Below are 18,908 nucleotides of genomic sequence, written 5' to 3'. Positions count from 1 at the left end.
TGAAATGAAAAATGGCCCTCGGGCCATTTTTCATTTCAGGGGAAGACGACGCTGGTGTGCCAGTTATCTGCACCGGGCTCGCGCCGGTAAATGATGCGCTCGTGCAGACGGAAAGGTTTGTCCTTCCAGAATTCAATTTTACTCGGCGTGATGCGGAAGCCACTCCAGAAGGGCGGGCGCGGAATGGCGCCGATGTTGAACTTCAACGCATACTTCGCCACGCGTTGCTCCAGCTCGAAACGCCCTTCCATGGGCTGAGATTGCTTGGAGGCCCAGGCGCCTATGCGCGAGTCGCGGGCGCGGCTCGCGTAGTAGGCATCTGCTTCTGCAGCACTGACCAGTGATACTTCGCCCTCCACGCGCACCTGGCGCTTCAGCGACTTCCAGTGGAAGCACAGCGCTGCTTTGGGATGCGCGATCAGCTCCTGGCCTTTCTGGCTTTCCAGATTGGTGTAGAACACGAAGCCGCGCTCGTCGAAACCCTTGAGCAGCACCATGCGCACGGAAGGCATGCCGTCCGGTCCGACCGAGGCGATGGACATCGCGTTCGGATCGTTGGGCTCGGTCTTTTCAGCTTCTGACAGCCACTCCTGGAAGAGGACGAAGGGGTCGATCTGGCTCATTTGATGTGTTTCCGGTTGATTACAGCAGAACTCGTTCGATGCCGCCGGCATTGGCCTGCTTGACGTAGGTCGGCAGCCAATCCCTGCCGAGGATATTCTTGGCCAGCTCAATGACGATGTAATCCGCGTCCAGCCCTTCCACATCTTCGTTGTAGCGCTGCAGACCCTGCAGGCAGCTCGGGCAGGAAGTCAGGATCTTCAGATCGCCAGCGAAACCATCCGCGCGCAACTTGTCGGCGCCCTTGACCAGTTCCTCTTCCTTGCGGAAGCGCACCTGGGTCGAGATGTCCGGGCGGGCGATGGCCAGCGTGCCGGATTCGCCACAGCAGCGGTCACTCTTCTCGATCTTCACGCTATCCACGGTGCTGATCAGCGCGTTCACCGTCTTGAGCGGATCTTGCTGTTTCATCGGGCTGTGGCAGGGGTCGTGATACATGTAGCGCCTGCCGTTCACGCCCTCCAGCTTCACGCCCTTTTCGAGGAGGTATTCGTGAATGTCCAGCAGGCGGCAGCCCGGGAAGATCTTGTCGAATTCGTACTTGGTGAGCTGATCGAAACAGGTGCCGCAGCTCACTACCACCGTCTTGATGTCCAGGTAGTTGAGCGTATTGGCGACGCGGTGGAAGAGCACGCGATTGTCCGTGGTGATCTTCTCGGCCTTGTCGTCCTGGCCCGAGCCGCGCTGTGGATAGCCGCAGCACAGGTAACCCGGCGGCAGCACCGTCTGCACGCCGACGTGATACAGCATGGCCTGCGTGGCCAGACCCACTTGCGAGAACAGACGCTCCGAGCCGCAGCCGGGGAAGTAGAACACGGCCTCAGAGTCCACCTTGGTCTTCTGCGGATCGCGGATCACCGGCACGATATCGTCGTCTTCAATGTCGAGCAGCGCACGCGAGGTCTTCTTCGGCAGGTTGCCCGGCATTTTCTTGTTCACGAAGTGGATCACCTGCGCCTTCAGTGCTGGTTTGCCCAGCGAAGCGGGCGGCTGCCGGGTGCTGCCGCGCGAGAGCGGACGCAGCAGATCGACGGCCAGACGTTGCGCCTTGTAGGCCCACTTGATGCTCACCGTGCGCAGGAACTTGATCTTCTCCGGCGAGGTGGTGTTCAGGAAGGCCATCGCCAGGGTCTTGGCGGGATTGAAGCTCTGCTTGCCCATCTTGCGCAGCAGGCTGCGCATGGCCATCGACACATCGCCGAAGTCGATATCCACCGGGCAGGGCGTGTAGCACTTGTGGCAGATCGTGCAGTGATCACCCACGTCCTCGAACTCTTCCCAGTGCTTGATCGATACGCCGCGCCGCGTCTGCTCTTCGTACAGGAAGGCTTCTATCAAAAGAGACGTGGCGAGGATCTTGTTGCGCGGCGAGTAGAGCAGGTTGGCGCGCGGTACGTGCGTCGAGCATACGGGCTTGCACTTGCCACAGCGCAGGCAATCCTTCACCGAGGCTGAGATCGCACCGATGTCGCTCTGCTGCATGATCAGCGACTCGTGGCCCATCAGGTTGAAGGAGGGCGTGTAGGCGTTGCGCAGATCCGCGCCGGGCATCAGCTTGCCCTTGTTGAAGCGGCCTTCCGGGTCAACTTTTTGTTTGTAGGCGTGGAAAGGTGCCAGCTCTTCTGCGGTGAGGAACTCGTACTTCGTGATGCCAATGCCATGCTCGCCGGAGATCACACCGCCCAGTCCGCGCGCCAGATGCATGATGCGTTCGACGGCGGCGTTGGCTTCCTGCAGCATTGCGTAATGATCGGAGTTGACTGGCAGGTTGGTGTGCACATTGCCGTCGCCCGCGTGCATGTGCAGGGCCACGAACACGCGGCTGCGCAGGATTTCTTTCTGGATTGCTTCGGTGCGCTCGATCACCGGGCGGCAGGTGCTGCCTTCGAAGATGTCTTCGATCAGCGCCTTCAGTTCGGTCTTCCATGAAATGCGCAGGGAATAGTCCTGAACGCGGTGAAACAGACGCAGCTCGTCGGCGCGATTTTTCAGCGGCCCGACTTCGACGCCGCGCTCAGTGAATTGCGCTTCTGCTTCAGCCAGTGGCAGATCCAGACTGTCCAGTACCCATGCCCAGCGTGCCCGCACCGTCGCTACAGCTTCCAGCGCGCGCACGCGGCGGTCGCCGATCAGCTCGTCCTTGTCCAGCGCCGATTCACTGGCGCGCAGTGGCAATTCGCCGTGGAAAAAATCGCTCAGCGCATCGCACAGACGCAGCTTGCTCTTGATCGACAGTTCGATATTGATCCGCTCGATGCCATCGCAATAGTCGCCCATGCGCGGCAGCGGGATCACCACGTCTTCATTGATCTTGAAGGCGTTGGTGTGTTTCGCAATCGCCGCTGTGCGCGAACGATCCAGCCAGAATTTCTTGCGGGTTTCGGCCGTGACGGCCACGAAGCCTTCGGCACCGCGCGTATTGCACAGGCGCACCACTTCCGACGCGGCCTGCGCCACGGCGGTTTCGTCGTCACCGACGATGTCGCCGATCAATACCATTTTAGGGCGGCCATGTTGCTTGGCCTTGGTGGCATAGCCCACGGCCCGCACGTAACGCTCGTCCAGATGCTCCAGGCCGGCCAGCATGATGCGCGCCGGGCCGGTCTTGGGCAGCGATTCGATGAAATCCTTGATCTCGACAATCGCCGGCACGGCTTCGCGTACCTGGCTGAAAAACTCCAGACATACCGTGCGCGTGTGCGCCGGCAGTTTGTGCAAAATCCAGCGCGCCGAGGTGATGATGCCGTCGCAGCCTTCCTTCTGGATGCCGGGCAGGCCGCCGAGGAATTTGTCGGTCACATCCTTGCCGAGGCCCACTTTGCGGAATTTCGCGCCGGGAATGGTCAGGAATTCTTCGCCGATCAGCGTCTTGCCGCTGCTGTCGAAACGCTTCAGACGGAACAGCACCTCGGCCTGATCGTGGATCTTGCCCAGGTTGTGATTCAGGCGCTCCACTTCCAGCCAGTTGCCGTCCGGCGTGACCATCTTCCATGAGGCGAGGTTGTCCAGCGCCGTGCCCCACAGCACGGCCTTCTTGCCGCCGGCGTTCATCGCCACGTTGCCACCAATGCAGGAAGCATCCGCCGAGGTCGGGTCGCAGGCGAAGACCAGCCCCGTCTCGTCGGCCAGATCCATCACGCGGCGCGTCACCACGCCTGCGCCGGTGAATACCGTCGCGTAAGGCTGGGCCACGCCCGGCAGTTCGGTCAGCAGTTCGACCTTGCCGATGTCGATCAGCTTCTCGGTATTGATGACCACGGAATTGGCTGTCAGCGGCACCGCGCCGCCGGTGTAGCCCGTGCCGCCGCCACGCGGAATGATGGTCAGGCCCAGTTCGATGGCGTCGCGCACCAGATGGCCGATTTCCTCTTCTGTATCCGGATACAGCACCACGAAGGGATATTCCACGCGCCAGTCGGTGGCGTCCGTCACGTGCGAAACGCGCGCATAGCCGTCGAAGCAGATGTTGTCGCGGCGCGTGTGGCGCAGTAGGCTTTTCAGCGTGCGGCGGCGCAGTTCGGCGGTGTGTTCAAAATGCGCGGCAAAGGCATCAACGGCCTTGTGCGCCGCCTGCACCAGCAGGCCCACCTTGTCGCTGCGCCCGGCATCATCTGCCTCGGAATCCACGCGGCGCTTGTCTACCTCGTGCAGGCGGTGGCGCAGGGCTTCCAGCAGCGCCTTGCGGCGCTTCGGGTTGTCCAGCAGATCGTCTTCCAGATACGGGTTGCGCTGCACCACCCAGATATCGCCCAGCACCTCGTAGAGCATGCGCGCCGAGCGGCCCGTGACGCGCTCCGCACGCAGGCTGTCCAGCACCGCCCACATCTCGTCGCCGAGCAGGCGGATGACGATCTCGCGGTCGGAAAACGAGGTGTAGTTATACGGAATCTCGCGCAGGCGCACCGGCGGCTGGGCATGGACGAATTCGGGGGCGAGTTGCATGACGTAGGGGGTCTTTTGTTTTATGGGCCTGCCTGGGGAGGCAGAGCCTGTATTTTAGGGCTTCGGGCGGACAAACGCGACCCGCAGGTGAGCGCGGGTTTTGGGGGCTGGGTTTTCGTAGGGCCGACTTCAGTCGGCCATTCCCACGGTGGTGTGCGGCTGAAGCCGCACCTACGCGCCCTGCGCCGCCATCACCGCAATCTCCACGCGCCAGCCCGGCTTGGCCAGGCGAACCACCTGCACGCAAGCCCGCGAAGGCGCAGCGCCCACCGGCAGCCAGGCTTCCCACACCGCGTTCATGTCCGCGTAGTCCACCATGTCAACGAGGTAGATCGTTGCCATCAGCAGGCGCTCCTTGCCCGATCCCGCCGCGTTCAGCGTGCTTTCCAGCAGGGCCAGCATGCTCGCGGTCTGGCTGCGGATATCGCCGCTTTCCTCGGCCGGCACCTCCACCGCCTGCACCAGACCATTGAAGACAGTCGCATCCGCGTAGCGGGCTGCGGGGTTGAGGCGGGTGATCTCGGTGCTCATTTCAGGCTTTCAAAGGTGGGTGGTCGGAGAGGCGCATGGGGCCTGGCTCTTGCGGCATGATGCTTGCAGAGGGTCGCCGGGAGCGGGTCTTCAGGCAGGGTCGTGTAGGGCGGGTTAGCGCAGCGTAACCCGCGCGTGCTTGGGCCCGGGGGCCATGCTGGTCATATGGTTCTTCATACAAGGCGACCAAACTTCAGTCCGGGTGAAACGTCCAAACCTTGTTCTTGAAATCGTAGTAGTAACGGTCAAAGCCATTGCCCAGAGACATGTAAGCCAGCATTGGCACTGACTCGCCACAGGCGTAGACGATTCCCCATTTGCGGCGTAATTTCTCTCTGCTTTCTCCGATGTCTTCGGCCTGCTTGGGACAGCTGCCGTGCTTGGACATATAGTCTTCAGTCTTGGCGAGAATCTGTTCTGCGTGCGCACGAATCCTGGTTTCCTGCCAATGGCGTAGTTGCGTGCCGACGACCAAAGCGCAAATCCAGACCGCGATAAGCCCAATGAAATGCTTGCCATGACTGCGGGTGCGCCAGCAGGTGACGCTTGCGGCGATGAGCCAGCCAAACAGGGACGGCACAATCAGAAACAGCCATAACTGTGCAAAGCGCTGGCTGAGAAGAAAACAAACAACAGTTGCCGCAGCCAAGTGCCATGAGCTGAACACCCATGAGTTGCGAGTGGCTTGTATCAAGGTGGGCTGATCAGTGGGCATTGAGGATGCCCTCAAGGACTTTACCAAACCCCTCCACCCCCATAAACCCCACCACCCGCTTGCCCTCAATTTCCTTGCCGCCCGGCGCAAAGAACAGAATCCCCGGCGGGCCAAAAAGCCCGAAGCGCTTGAGCAACTCGCGATCATCCGGCGTGTTGGCGGTGACGTCGGCCTGCAGCAGGGTGAAGCCGGCGAGCTGGGCGGCGATTTTGGGGTCACTGAAAGTCTCGTGCTCCATCTCCTTGCAGCTGACGCACCAGTCGGCATAGAAATCGAGCATCACGGGTTTGCTGCTGGCGGCGATGCGGGCGTCGAGCTCGGCGCTGCTTTTGATGCGCTCGAAACGCGGCGCGGTGTTTTCGCAGGTTTGCGCGGCCGCGCAGCTGCTGATCCCGCCGAGGCCGGCGAGCGGCTGCAGCGGGTTGCGGTTGCCGGCCAGCGCGCCGATGAGGATGGCGCCGCCGGCCAGCAGGGCGAGGAGGCCGAGCGCCTTGAACAGCCGTTGGGTGGGGCGCGCCTCGGCGGGCAGTGAATCGAGCGCACGCAGAAAGACGCCGCCGGTGATCAGCAGCGCGGCCCAGCCGAACATGGGCAGGATGGTCGGCAACACGGGCGAGATCAGGTACAGCGCGGTGGCCAGCAGCATCAGGCCGAAGAAACGCTTGACGCCTTCCATCCAGGCGCCCGGTTTCGGCAGGAAACGCCGCGCGGCCACGCCGATGAGGATCAGCGGCGCGCCCATACCCAGACCCAGCGCGAACAGGGCCAGGCCGCCGAGCACCGCGTCGTGCGTCTTGGCGATATACAGCAGGGCACCGGCCAGCGGGGCCGCAACGCAGGGGCCGACGATCAGCGCCGAGATGGCGCCCATGATCGCCAGCTGGCGCACCGAACCGCCGTGGTGGTGGGCGCTGGCCGAGAGCGTGTGCTGCCAGCGCGCCGGAATCTGCAGTTCATATACGCCGAACATCGACAGGGCGAGGATCACGAAAAGCAGCGCGAAGGCGCCGAGCACCCACACGTTCTGCAGCCAGGCCGACAGCAGCTGGCCGGAAAAACCGGCCGCCACGCCGGCCAGCGCGTAGGTGAAGGCCATGCCCAGAACGTACGCACTGCACAGCACGAAGGCGCGCGTGTGGCTGATCTTGTGGCCGTGGCCAACGATGATGCCGGAGAGGATTGGCAGCATCGGTAACGTGCACGGCGTGAAGCACAGCAGCAGCCCGAAACCGAAGAAGCTCAGCATGATCAGCGCCAGGTTGCCGCCATCGAGCAGTCTGGAGACCCGCTCCTGTTCTGGCTCTTCAGTCTGCATGCCTGAAGGCGCACTGCTGGCGGGCGTCTCCAGCATGCCTGCCTGCTCAGGCTTGTCCAGTGCGGCTATCCAGTCAGGAGTTGTTTTGCCCGCAGGCGTAGCGATGCTGGACATATTGGAGCGCTTCAACTCCACCGGCACCACGCTGGGCGGATAGCAGATGCCGAAATCGGCACAGCCCTGATGCGTTACCACCAGCGTCACTGGCCCGTTGGCGGGTGAGGCCAGGGGCAGGGTGAAGCGCAGGGCGTCGCGATAGATCTGCTGCTTGCCGAAGAACTTGTCCTCGTGATCCAACCCTTGCGGCAGGGTTACCGTGCCGAGTTGCGCGCTGGCGGATTCGAGGCTGAAGCTGAGCTTGTCGCGATACAGGTAATAGCCGGGCTCGATGCTGAAGCGCACCTCCACGGTCTGCTCGTCCAGCAGGCTGGCCGCCAGCTTGTAAGCCTTCTCCGGCGGCAGAGGCTCGGGCGTTGCAGCCCCGACGAACGGGGCAAAACACAGCAGGGCAAGCAGCAGAAAACGTTTCATGCGTCGGCAGTCTCTTGTGTGATCCACCCCAGGTACGCAGGCAGGCCAGTGCTCAGGGGCAGGGCAATGATCTCGGGAACTTCGTAAGGATGAAGTGCGCGGATTGCAGTTTCCAGTGCGGCGTAACGAGCGGCGGTCGTCTTGATCAGCAGTGGCACTTCCGTCGCGTGCTCGACCGCGCCTTGCCAGCGATACACCGAACGGCAGGGCGCGAGGATATTGACACAGGCTGCGAGCCGGCGTTCCACTAGTGCCTGCGCAATTTGCTCGGCGCAGGCGGTGTCAGGCGTGTTGCAGAGGACGAGCAGGCACTCGGTAGACATGAGGTTTGTCAAGATCGCTGGCAGGGGGCCGTTAGTGTAGCTGGATCGCTACACAGCCTACTTTCGGCACGAAATTGCATCATGCCCTTTTGGGCAAAGAGCTCAGACAAAGGCGTTCTTGCATGCATTGAAGGTTGCTCTGGCGCAAATTTCTTTCGATAGCGGATCTGGATTCAAGAGAACTCAAGGCTAAGAGCCTACCTATGCCTTAAACTGCGCGGCTTTGTGTAGATTTAAAATTAATTACAACCCAATGTCGATACAGCCAGTCATTCTTTCCGGAGGTTCCGGTACCCGTTTGTGGCCCGCTTCGCGCGAAACCTATCCCAAGCAGCTCCTGCCACTCACTGGCGAAGACAGCCTGCTGCAGATCACCGCCCAGCGGCTGAACGGCTTCTCGGCTGATATTGCCAAGCCCATCGTGGTGACCAACGAAGAGCACCGCTTCATCATCGCCGAGCAAATGCGCCAGATTGGTCAGCCGTCTGATCGCATCGTGCTGGAGCCCGTGGGCCGCAATACCGCCCCGGCCATGCAACTGGCCGCGTTGATCGCTACGCAAGAGGGGGGCGATCCTGTGTTGCTTGTCATGCCTGCCGATCAGATCGTCACCAACACGCCCGCCTTTCACGCCGCCATGAGTGAGGGCCTCAAGCAAGCCGAAACCGGCGCGCTGGTCACCTTCGGTATCGTCCCGGATCGTGCCGAAACCGGCTACGGCTACCTGCGCACAGGCGACATCATGCCCAGCGCCAGCAGTGCCCGCGCTCTGGTCGCCTTCGTCGAAAAACCCGACGCTGCCCGCGCTGCCGAATACGTTGCCAGTGGCCAATATCTGTGGAACGCCGGCATCTTCATGATGCGCGCCAGCGTCTGGCTGAAAGCCCTGGCCGCCCTTGCGCCCGAAATCGCCGCGGCCTGCCAGGCGTCAGTCAATGAAGCCAAGCGCGACACCGACTTCATCCGCGTCAACAAAGCCGCCTTCACCGCCTGCCCATCCAACTCCATCGACTATGCCGTCATGGAACAACTCGGCGCCCATCCCGAACTCGGCCAGGCCGTTGTCGTCCCCATGGACGCAGGATGGAGCGATGTTGGCGCCTGGGATGCCCTTTGGGCCGTCTGCGACAAAGACCAGAACGGCAATGCAACCCAAGGCGACGTCATGCTGGAGGACACGCATAACAGCCTCGTGTTCTCGCAAAGTCGCCTGGTCGCCACCGTCGGCATCAAAGACCTCATCGTCGTTGAAACACCTGACGCCATCATGGTCGCAGACAAATCCCGCGCGCAAGACGTCAAAGCCATCGTCAGCCGCATCAAATCCGAGGGCAAAACCCTGGCCGCCAGTCATCGCAAGGTGTATCGCCCCTGGGGCTGGTACGACAGCATCGATATGGGGCCGCGCTTCCAGGTCAAGCGCATTGTCGTCAATCCTGGTGCCACGCTCAGTTTGCAGATGCACCACCATCGCGCCGAACACTGGATCGTCGTCAGTGGTACAGCTGAAATCGTCAATGGAGACAAAGTACTGCTGCTAGGCGAAAACGAATCCACCTACATTCCGTTGGGCCACAAACATCGTCTTGCCAACCCCGGCAAGCTGCCGCTGGAAATCATCGAAGTGCAGTCTGGTTCTTACCTGGGCGAGGATGACATTGTGCGCTTTGAGGACTCCTATGGCCGAAACTGACAAGTTCGCTGTGCAGCCACACGCAGATGCGACTTCGCAGCAACAGGCCCATTCGCTGGAGCATTGGCGTAGCCACACCGGGCGCAATGACATCATTACCGGTCTGCGCGCCATGCATGTCTGGCTGGCGCTTGGCTGGCACGACATCCGCCAGCGTTACCGACGCTCGGTGCTGGGACCCTTCTGGTTTACGCTTACCACGCTCGTTATGGTGGGAGTGCTGGGCTTTATGTATTCCGAATTGTTGGGTCAGGAGATCTCTGATTACCTGCCTTATCTCGGGATTGGAATGGTGGTTTGGCAATTCATCAGTACAGCGGCAAACGAAGGCTGCAATGCGATGATCGGAGCGGGCTCCACCATCAAGCAGATCCGGATGCCTTTGACTACGCACGTTTGCCGCATGGTCTGGCGAAACCTCGTCATTCTGTTGCACAGTCTTCCTGTCGTGGTGCTGCTGATGGTTTTTTTCGGCCATTCACTCACGCTGGAGTTTCTCCTGCTTGTTCCAGGCCTGCTGATTCTGATGCTCAATGCAGTCTGGTCAGGCATCGTGTTTGGTATTCTTTGTGCGCGTTATCGGGATGTGATGCCCATCATCGGCAATCTTTTTCAGGTGGGATTCTTTTTGACGCCGGTAATGTGGCGAGCCAGCGATTTGAAGGAGCGAGCCTGGATTGCTGACATCAATCCTTTTAATCACCTGATCGAGATCATTCGCGCGCCCATTCTGGGGACGCCGATAATGCTGGAGCCTTGGTTGTGGTCGCTTGCCTTGATTTTTCTCGGGTTCGCCGCAGCGCACTACCTGATGGTCCGTTTTCGCGAACGCGTTGCTTACTGGTTGTGACATGACGGTACATATTCAAGCTGAAAAACTGTGTGTGGAGTTCCCGATTTACGAGAACTCGCACCGCTCACTGAAAAACACGGTGATGCATTTGTCTACCGGTGGCCGGATTGGAATGAACGCCAATCAGCATCCTGTGGTGCGGGCGCTGAACGAAATCGATTTCGAGATCCGCGAGGGTGATCGGGTTGGTCTGGTAGGGCACAACGGCTCGGGCAAGACTACCTTGCTGCGCGTGCTCTCTGGCGTATATGCCCCGGTGCGTGGGCGCCTGAGCATGAGTGGTCGCGTGGCTTCGCTGCTTGACGTTTCCATGGGCATGGATCCTGACGCCACTGGCTTCGAAAACATTTACCTGCGCGGCATCATGGATGGCCTGCTCCCGGCAATCATCCGCGCCAAGACAGACGAAATCGCCGATTTCACCGGCCTGGGTGATTATCTCAATCTGCCGGTTCGAACCTACTCCAGCGGAATGCTGTTGCGTTTGGCTTTTGCCATTTCCACCAGTGTGGAGGCCGACATTTTGGTCATGGATGAATGGCTCAGCGTAGGTGATGCGGAGTTCAGCGAAAAAGCCCAGTCCAGGCTGGATGTCCTGGTAAGCAAGGCTGCAATTCTGGTGATCGCTTCGCATGACCCAAAGTTGATTGCCAAAGTCTGCAATCGCAGAATCCATCTCGAACACGGCGTGATCCTGAGTGACGAAAAACTCGATCCCGTAGCCTCCGATGCCGCCGCCACCGCCTGACATGAGAATTTCTGCTCATCATCCGGCCTTGCTGGCCTCCGAGAAACTGTTTTCCCTGCGACCTTTCAGTTTGATTAAAGGTCTGGCCAGCGCTGTCATTGCCTACCCGATAGCCGAGCGGCGCGAGCAACGTGATGTGCGCTCCAAGGTCAGCGAGCTGAGGCAGTATTACCGTCATCCTTTTGCGCAACGCTTTGCCCAGGCGCAGGCTTCACTCGTCGATACGCTGCGTTTTGCCGGTCGTGAAGTGCCCTATTACCGTGATCTGTTTGCCCAGACTGGTTTCGATCCGGAATCTGTCGCGAAAGACATCCGCTACCTGAGCGACCTGCCTTATCTCACCAAGGAGATCATGCGCGAGCAGGGCGAGCGCATGTATTCGCAATCCTTGGCAGATTTGCGGCACCACATGTGCAAGACCGGCGGCTCCACCGGGCTTTCTTGCCATATTGCTTACGATCAGGCCGCCGCAGACTACTCTTCCGCTGTCACGCTCTACGCCCGCGAGCGGGCTGGCAACTACAAGTGGCGCTCCGAGCTGCATTTCGCCTGTCGTTTTCCTGACGCTGCCGACCCTGGCTGGCCCACGCGCGAAGATTTCAAATGCTTCGCGATGAATCGCAGCAACATCTTCTTTGATCGTCTGGACGATGTGGGCCTCGCCGAAATCTGGGCCACGCTCAAGCGCCGCAAGCCCTACATGGTGCACGGGCATCCTTCCACGATCTACGCACTGGCCTGTTATATCGAGCGTCACTGCGGTAGTGCGAAAGCCTTCAGCGTATTCGAATCCAGTGGCGAGCTGCTGGAACCCTACCAGCGCGAGCAGATTGCCCGTGCCCTGCGCTGCAGGGTCGTTGACCGCTACGGTCTGGCCGAGTTGGGTGTGATGGCCTACGAGCTGGAAGGCCATAAAAAGGGCCTGCAGGTGCTCGATTCTGAAGGCTGGCCCGAGAGTGTCAAGACAGCTGGCGGCGAACAGGAACTGGTGTTCACTGGCTTCCGTAACCGACTCATGCCGCTGGTCCGCTATGCCACGGGCGACTTGGCTCGCGTCGAGCAACGTGCGGACGGCTTCTATCTCACCGATATCGTTGGCCGCATTCATGACATCGTGCATCTTGCCGGCGTGGCCTATCCCACCCATACCATTCAGGACATGCTTGATCACCGTGTGGGCGGTATCCAGGAATTCCAGATCGATGTTCGCGGCGAGAAACCTGTGCTGCGCATCGTGCCCGAGTTGCATGCCGATCCGGCGCAGATCGCGGCCAAGATCGAGGGATACTGGCCTGGTGCGCTCGATGTCGAGTTTGTCGGGCATGAGGCATTTGTGCGAGTGGGGCATCGAGCCAAGTTCCGGCATGTGGTGAGTGCATGATCGGCGTTCTGGCCGGGTTCCCCCATCGTGAGGCCGGTGAGCTGGTGCTGGCGGCCTTGCGCCGCTCCGTCAGTCGTTCGCTTGCCATGCCACTGGCACCTGCGAGCCTGCCGCAAAACGATGTTGTGGTCGCTATCGCGCCAGACGACTCGGCTGCGCAATCTTTGCTGCACTGGCTTGATGCCAGGCCACGCAAGCTCATTCTGTTCGGCAAGCTGCCGGCTTGCCTGCATGCCCGTTTCGGGCTTCAGGCGAAGTCATGGTCAGAGGGCGCAGACTGGGCGTGCAGCCCATCAGCGCCGTCACGCGAAAGCGCCGAAAGCCCCGCCAAGGTGCGGTATCTGCAGGGTGCTGCGAGCTTCGGCGCATCCTCTTGGGGTCGAGCGCTGGAACGTTTCGACTTCACCAACGAGTGGAACAACCTTGCCTTTGGTGCTATCCGTGTAGACGGCTCCATCTGGAGTCTGGCCGAGCCGGTTCAGGCGCCTGCCGAAACCGAGCTAGCCCGGGTCGAAGCTGATGGTGAGGCGCTGATGACCTACGTTGCACACTTCACGGTGGGCGAGAGCACGGTACTGTGGGTAAATCGCGCCGTGGGCCTGATCGATTCCTTCGAGTGGCGGCTGATCGAGCATTTTCTCGCCCACTGGCAGAGCGAGCGTCTGCCTTGTGTGCCAGTGATCAGCGAACTCCCTTGGGGGTGTGATGCAGCCATCACCATGCGGCTCGACTGCGACGAAGACATTGCATCTGCGCGCCCCCTGTGGCAGTTCTATCGCGAGATGGGTGTGCCGCTGTCGCTGGCCATTCACACCACCAACCTGCATCACGACGGCCACCACGCCTTCTTGCGCGAATTCTGCGATGCCGGCGGCGTGCTGATGTCACACACTGCCACCCACGCGCCGAACTGGGGTGGCAGCTATGAGGCGGCGCTTGCCGAAGGGCGTGAGTCGTATCAGCGCATCCTCGACGCCACAGGTGCGGCTGTTGAATACGCCGTCTCCCCCTTTCACCAGTCGCCGCACTACGCCCTTCAGGGGCTGTGTGAGGCAGGCTACAAAGGCTGCATCGGCGGCATCATCCGCAATGATCCCGAATTTCTGCTCGCGCGCGGCGGCGAGCTGGCCGGTCTGCCACAAGGTTTTATCGGGCACAGTCAGCAGACCATGATGCACGGGGACTGCATGCTGGCCGAAGGCGATCCGTTGGCCGTCTTCAAGGCCGCCTTCGATCGCGCATTGGAAACCCGCACGCTCTTTGGTTTTCTGGATCACCCGTTTTCCGAGCGTTACGCCTATGGCTGGCCTGACGAAACCGTCCGCATCCAGGCTCACCAAGATCTGATTGCCCACATTCGCAGCAAGGCCCGCAGCCCGCGCTTCATGGACGAACGTGAAGCCATGGATTTTCTGCGTGCACGCGCAGCCATCCGCCTGTGGCGTACTGCGGTCGGCTTTGAAACGAATCTGCCCCAAGGCTACGCCGCCGGATTTGGCGTCGAGTATCGAGGCACCCTGCAGCCGTTGGCTGACGGAAGTGTGCTCGCGTGAAGGCGCTTGTCGTGCTCGGCACTCGTCCTGAGGTCATCAAGTTAGCCCCAGTCATCTCTGCGCTGAAGCAGCGCGCGGAGGTGCGCGTGTGTGCCAGTGGGCAACACCGTGAAATGCTCCAGCAGGCCCTTGGCGCATTCGGCCTGCAGCCGCACATCCAGCTTGACACCATGAGCCCCGGCCGCTCGCTCAACATCCTTGCTGCCCGCTTGCTCGAAGGCCTGGATACTGTGCTGGAACAAGAGCAGCCGGACTGGGTGCTGGTGCAGGGCGACACCACCACGGCCTTTTGCGGCGGCCTGGCGGCCTTTCAGCGCGGCATTCGCGTTGCGCATGTCGAGGCCGGTCTGCGCACCGGTGATCTGGCCAGCCCATTCCCCGAAGAGGCCAATCGCAGCCTGCTCGCGCGCATCGCCACCCTGCATTTTGCGCCTACCCCCATGGCTGCTGCAGCGCTGCGCGCAGAGGGCGTTCCGGCAGCGGCCATCCGCGTCACCGGCAACACCGTGGTCGACGCCATTGCGCAGGCAAAAGCCATCTGGCCCGAGGGCGTGCCAGCCAGCGTGCCGGCAGAAATCGGTCAGCGCCTTGCCGCAGGCCCTGTTGTGCTGGTCACCTGCCATCGTCGCGAAAATTTTGGCAGCGTGATGGAAGCCTTCTGCCACATGCTTGCCCGCCTGAGCGAGCAGCACCCGGGCATCCAGTGGATCTTCCCGGTGCATCTCAACCCCGCCGTGCGCGAGCCCGTGCATCGTCTGCTTGCGCATCGACCCAACCTGCTGCTGACTGACCCTGTCGACTACCACACCAGCCTCTATCTGATCAGCCGCGCCAGCCTCGTGCTCAGCGATTCCGGTGGAATCCAGGAAGAAGCCCCCAGTTTCGGCACCCCCGTGGTCGTAATGCGCCAGCACACAGAGCGTATGGAAGGCGTGAAGGCGGGTTTTGCCATGCTGGCCGGGCAAGATCCTGTTGTGATCGAGGCTGCAGTGAATGGCTGGCTAAGCGACCCCGCCAGATGTGAGACCCTCCGCGCTCGCCAGAATCCTTATGGCGATGGCCACGCATCAGCGCGCATCGTGGCAGCCCTGTATGGCGAACCCTGCGAGGCCTTCCATGGCTGAGCGCGAAGTGACTCCCCCGCAAAGCTGCATCCTTTTTGCCACGGCCGACTGGGATGAACCCTATTGGACCAACAAACAGCACTGCGCAAAATCACTCGCCGAACTGGGCACCAAAGTGCTTTATGTGGAAAGCGTCGGCCTGCGTAGCCCCAAGGCTGGCAGCGCCAAAGACTGGGGGCGACTCTGGAATCGTCTGCACAAAGGGCTTGCATCCCTGATCTTTGGCGCGCCCGAGCGCGCCCCCGGCATCTATGTGCTGTCTCCGCTGCTCGTACCGGCCGGGCATCTGCATGCATTCACCCGCAGGATCAATCGTCTGCTGTTCAAGTCTGCCATCGCCCGCACCACCCGACAGCAAGGTTTCACCAGCCCTTTGATCTGGACCTACCACCCCTTCATGCTCGATGTGATCGACGGCATGCGCAAAGGCCCGCTCCTCTATCACTGCGTGGATGATCTTGCCGCCGTGCCCGGTGTGGACGGCCCAGCCTTTCGCGCCGCCGAGCAACAGCTTCTTCAGCGCGCCGACGTAGTCTTCGCCACCGCACCCGTGCTGGCCGAACACTGCAAGCAGTACAACGCCAACACCCACTTCCTGCCCAACGTGGTGGATGCCGAGCACTTCGGCCGCGCGCTCGAGCCTGGCCCCATCCCGGCCGACCTCGCCTGCATTCCCGAACCTCGCCTGTGCTATCACGGCGTGCTTTCCGACTTCAAGGTGGATTTCCAGTTGCTGATTGACTGCGCCCACCTCAAGCCGGAATGGAGTTGGGTTCTGATCGGCGAAGAGCGTGAGGGTCAGCACAGTCCGCTCGTGGCCGAGCTGCGCACCCTGCCCAACGTGCATTTTCTTGGCTACAAGCCCTACGCCCAACTCCCCGACTACCTGCGCGGCATGCGGGTGGGCCTCCTGCCCTCGCTGATCAACGACTACACCCGCAGCATGTTCCCTATGAAGTACTACGAGTATCTGGCGGCGGGGATGGCCACGGTTTCCACGCCCCTTGCGTTTTCGACCGGGAGCTCGCAGGGGATGACCATTGCAAAGGATGTCAATGGGTTTCTGGCCGCGATCCGGTTGCGACTGGAAAGGGGCCGTTATGAGTCTTCGGAAGCCCAGACCTTGATTGGCGACAACACTTGGCGGAGACGTTTGCTGAAAATGCTGGATAACACTTGGTGGTTTGCATGAAGGTTCTGTTTGTTCTGTCCCGGGACGTGATGTTTTTTCACGGTAGTGGCGAGGTCGAGGCCAAGCTGCTGCAGCTGGGAATCCAGTTGCTGGGCCATGAGTGCCACATTGCGGGTCTCGATTCTGGAGACTTTTTCGATTACGACGCCTATTTCCTTTTTTCCGTGCGTCAGGACGTGCTTGAACTGTTTGGAAAAATTCCGCAGCAGAGGCACTGCGTCATCATTCCCCAGGTCGACGACATGGACGCGGCAGCCGCGGTCGAGCTGAATCGACGCAGCCAGCACCTAGAGAATTTGTCGGTGCTCGGCCGCACTGCTGAAGAAGTCGGGCTTCTAGGTAACCTGTTCCCGGGTCGGCGGACTTTGCTGGCCGAAGGCTGGTTTCTGAAGCCCTTTATCCATCAAGATAAATCGCCTGTCGAATACAGCGACAAGCAGGCGGGTTATTGCCTTTGCATGGTGTCGGCTGATCGCGACACCGGCCTCGCGGAGATGGCTTCCACTTTCCAGCACCGCGGGCAGCGGCTGCATGTGGTATCCGACAGACCTGATGAACACGGGCAGCGCCTGAAAAGCTTTGATAACGTGAGGCTGGAAAAACGGGTGCCGTATGGCAGTCTCGAGTGGTACATGCGCCTCGAGAATTGCTCGTCGCTGTATGAGCCCAATCCCCGGCTCACCTGCGCGGTCCTCGAAGCTCTGTGGATGGGCAAGAGGGTGTTCTCACCGCATGCGGACTACATCAATTCGGTCATCGGGGCTGATCTGGTTATTGATAGCGCAGACCCCTCGATCTGGCCGTCATTGGCGCCCTGCCGGCACGAAGTCCAGAATATGATATACAGGTACCATGCCAATTTCATTGCCGCTAAAATATTCGATTCAATCGGGGGGGGCGCCGATGCTTGATAACAAGTGCGCATTCAATCAGATCTACAAATTCGGTGAGAAGCACATCATCGACGGTATTTCCATTCAGGAAATCCGACGTGGATTGTCGCTCGGCATGGCCGAATACCTGCATGCCAGGAGCAAGTCATACGACTGTATTTCAGCAATACCGAATACCGGCTATTTTTACGCCCAGCAACTGGCGGAGGCCATGGATTGCCGGTTCGCGAGAATTTTCGAGAAAAAACTGTTCAAGCGGACGCTGGGCACCACGGCAACAAAGCGGGTTTCCACCTACGACTCGCTGTTGATGACGCTGGATGCGGTTGACAAGGCCGCACATACCCTGTTCGTTGACGAAGCTTTGCTTAGCGGACTGACCGTGCAAATCATCGCCAATGCCTGTCAGGAAATCGGCCTGAAGCGCTATTCGTTCGCATTCATGTCACCGATCACCCTTTGCCACTGCCCTTGGGGCCACATCAAACATACCGACCGCTGGTTTGAAGGACTCAACGGGAAACCCACCCAAACCGAGGTGGAGAACCTGCGGCGTAAACTTATCGACGTCACCCAGGCGCAGGAGATTATTCACTGCCCGCCCGAAGTGTTCTTCGAGGTGATCGACAGCACGGCGAACTGCAGTCTCTGTTTCTACGACGGAATTCCTGCCCCGGTGGGCTGCAGGAATGCGGCGCCTGAGTGAATGAACAACATGCTGGTGGCTTTTGATCTGGATGGAACCCTGCATTGTCGGGATGCGGAGGATGAGGGGGGGGCTCTCGCTGAACTCGCCGATTGTCTGCGCGACAGAGGGGCGTTCACGGTGTTGGCGACCGGCCGGTCGCTCGAAGAAACGCTGGAACTGGACCAGATCATGAATTGCTTGCCGGTCGACGCCATCGTCGCCAACTCCGGCGCTCAGGTCTATTTCGGGCAGTCAGTGGGATTCATGCAGGATGCGTCTTTTGCTGCCAGGCCCGGAGCGGAGATGCCGGACTCGGACCGTTTCGCGTTAATAGCGCTGTTCCTGGGCAATGCCTCGGTCACGCTGCAGGAAGAACGCCATCAGTTTCCTGGCAAGTTGGCTTTTTACGTCAGGACGGAGGCGCTCGCGCAGCTCAGGGCCTTGGTTAACGAGGCTAAAACATATTACCCGGCTTATGAGTATCTGGTCAGCTACAACCCGCCCGACCGCGGCTTTCACTATTTTGACGTTCACCCCCGGCAGTCCACGAAGCTGGCCGGCCTGTGGTATGTAGCCGATGTCTTCGGCGTTGTGGAGGAAAATATTATCTATTTTGGTGACAACGGCAACGACCTGCCCTGCATCAGGGGGCTCAGGCGGGCGGCAATCATTGATACGTATCTGGATGAGTTGCGTAAGGACGCCGATGGCTTTGACTGGCACGGTGTGATGCAGCTCCGGCGAGGTGGCGCCGCTACGATGGTGCAGGCGCTCAGGGAGATGGGCTGGTGAAGAGGGTTTTAAT

General features: G+C 60.5%; 16 protein-coding genes. 10 read left to right on the top strand and 6 right to left on the bottom strand.

Features of this window, described 5'->3' with window-relative positions; genetic code table 11:
• Positions 1 to 35: 35 nt before the first annotated feature.
• The 6 genes from pdxH to cutA form a co-directional block, all read right to left on the bottom strand.
• Entirely contained in the window at positions 36 to 623 is a 588-nt protein-coding gene (pdxH, locus tag ABXR19_RS08040; RefSeq protein ID WP_354600602.1) for a pyridoxamine 5'-phosphate oxidase, read from the bottom strand.
• A gap of 19 nt (positions 624 to 642) precedes the next feature.
• Positions 643 to 4,563, bottom strand: a complete 3,921-nt coding sequence (locus ABXR19_RS08035) for a DUF3683 domain-containing protein (protein WP_354600601.1) — start codon at positions 4,561 to 4,563, stop codon at positions 643 to 645.
• A 171-nt stretch (positions 4,564 to 4,734) separates the two neighbouring features.
• On the bottom strand, positions 4,735 to 5,094 hold the full coding sequence (locus tag ABXR19_RS08030) for a RidA family protein (RefSeq protein ID WP_354600600.1): 360 nt from the start codon (positions 5,092 to 5,094) through the stop codon (positions 4,735 to 4,737).
• A 193-nt stretch (positions 5,095 to 5,287) separates the two neighbouring features.
• Positions 5,288 to 5,809 carry a hypothetical protein gene (locus ABXR19_RS08025; protein WP_354600599.1) on the bottom strand — a complete coding sequence of 174 codons (522 nt, stop codon included), beginning with the start codon at positions 5,807 to 5,809 and terminating at the stop codon, positions 5,288 to 5,290.
• Complete coding sequence (gene dsbD, locus ABXR19_RS08020) at positions 5,799 to 7,655, bottom strand: protein-disulfide reductase DsbD (RefSeq protein ID WP_354600598.1); 1,857 nt, start codon at positions 7,653 to 7,655, stop codon at positions 5,799 to 5,801. The genes ABXR19_RS08025 and dsbD overlap by 11 nt, the downstream gene beginning before the upstream one ends.
• Positions 7,652 to 7,978, bottom strand: coding sequence for a divalent-cation tolerance protein CutA (gene cutA / locus ABXR19_RS08015; protein WP_354600597.1), 327 nt, complete (start codon positions 7,976 to 7,978; stop codon positions 7,652 to 7,654). Before cutA ends, dsbD begins: the two co-directional genes overlap by 4 nt.
• Before the next feature lie 253 nt (positions 7,979 to 8,231).
• On the opposite strand from cutA, the gene ABXR19_RS08010 reads away from it, so the two are divergent.
• The 10 genes from ABXR19_RS08010 to ABXR19_RS07965 are packed head-to-tail and all read left to right on the top strand — an operon-like array spanning position 8,232 to position 18,895.
• The gene (locus ABXR19_RS08010; protein ID WP_354600596.1) at positions 8,232 to 9,671 is read left to right on the top strand and encodes a mannose-1-phosphate guanylyltransferase/mannose-6-phosphate isomerase; all 1,440 of its coding nucleotides are present in this window, start codon (positions 8,232 to 8,234) and stop codon (positions 9,669 to 9,671) included.
• The gene (locus ABXR19_RS08005) at positions 9,658 to 10,521 is read left to right on the top strand and encodes an ABC transporter permease (RefSeq protein WP_354600595.1); all 864 of its coding nucleotides are present in this window, start codon (positions 9,658 to 9,660) and stop codon (positions 10,519 to 10,521) included. Before ABXR19_RS08010 ends, ABXR19_RS08005 begins: the two co-directional genes overlap by 14 nt.
• A 1-nt stretch (position 10,522) precedes the next feature.
• The gene (locus ABXR19_RS08000; protein WP_354600594.1) at positions 10,523 to 11,272 is read left to right on the top strand and encodes an ABC transporter ATP-binding protein; all 750 of its coding nucleotides are present in this window, start codon (positions 10,523 to 10,525) and stop codon (positions 11,270 to 11,272) included.
• Position 11,273: 1 nt separating this feature from the next.
• Entirely contained in the window at positions 11,274 to 12,653 is a 1,380-nt protein-coding gene (locus ABXR19_RS07995) for a phenylacetate--CoA ligase family protein (protein ID WP_354600593.1), read from the top strand.
• On the top strand, positions 12,650 to 14,206 hold the full coding sequence (locus ABXR19_RS07990) for a polysaccharide deacetylase family protein (RefSeq protein ID WP_354600592.1): 1,557 nt from the start codon (positions 12,650 to 12,652) through the stop codon (positions 14,204 to 14,206). The genes ABXR19_RS07995 and ABXR19_RS07990 overlap by 4 nt, the downstream gene beginning before the upstream one ends.
• On the top strand, positions 14,203 to 15,330 hold the full coding sequence (wecB, locus tag ABXR19_RS07985) for a non-hydrolyzing UDP-N-acetylglucosamine 2-epimerase (protein ID WP_354600591.1): 1,128 nt from the start codon (positions 14,203 to 14,205) through the stop codon (positions 15,328 to 15,330). Before ABXR19_RS07990 ends, wecB begins: the two co-directional genes overlap by 4 nt.
• On the top strand, positions 15,323 to 16,522 hold the full coding sequence (locus ABXR19_RS07980) for a glycosyltransferase (protein WP_354600590.1): 1,200 nt from the start codon (positions 15,323 to 15,325) through the stop codon (positions 16,520 to 16,522). The genes wecB and ABXR19_RS07980 overlap by 8 nt, the downstream gene beginning before the upstream one ends.
• Complete coding sequence (locus ABXR19_RS07975) at positions 16,519 to 17,433, top strand: hypothetical protein (protein WP_354600589.1); 915 nt, start codon at positions 16,519 to 16,521, stop codon at positions 17,431 to 17,433. The genes ABXR19_RS07980 and ABXR19_RS07975 overlap by 4 nt, the downstream gene beginning before the upstream one ends.
• The gene (locus ABXR19_RS07970; protein WP_354600588.1) at positions 17,426 to 18,121 is read left to right on the top strand and encodes a phosphoribosyltransferase; all 696 of its coding nucleotides are present in this window, start codon (positions 17,426 to 17,428) and stop codon (positions 18,119 to 18,121) included. Before ABXR19_RS07975 ends, ABXR19_RS07970 begins: the two co-directional genes overlap by 8 nt.
• The gene (locus ABXR19_RS07965) at positions 18,122 to 18,895 is read left to right on the top strand and encodes an HAD-IIB family hydrolase (RefSeq protein WP_354600587.1); all 774 of its coding nucleotides are present in this window, start codon (positions 18,122 to 18,124) and stop codon (positions 18,893 to 18,895) included. It abuts the gene before it with no gap.
• Positions 18,896 to 18,908: the final 13 nt, after the last annotated feature.

Origin of the sequence: Uliginosibacterium flavum (assembly GCF_040566545.1) — a bacterium.
Lineage (GTDB): Bacteria > Pseudomonadota > Gammaproteobacteria > Burkholderiales > Rhodocyclaceae > Uliginosibacterium > Uliginosibacterium flavum.
The sequence above is the reverse complement of the archived record's forward strand: the minus strand, read 5'-3'. Positions and strand labels throughout refer to the sequence as shown.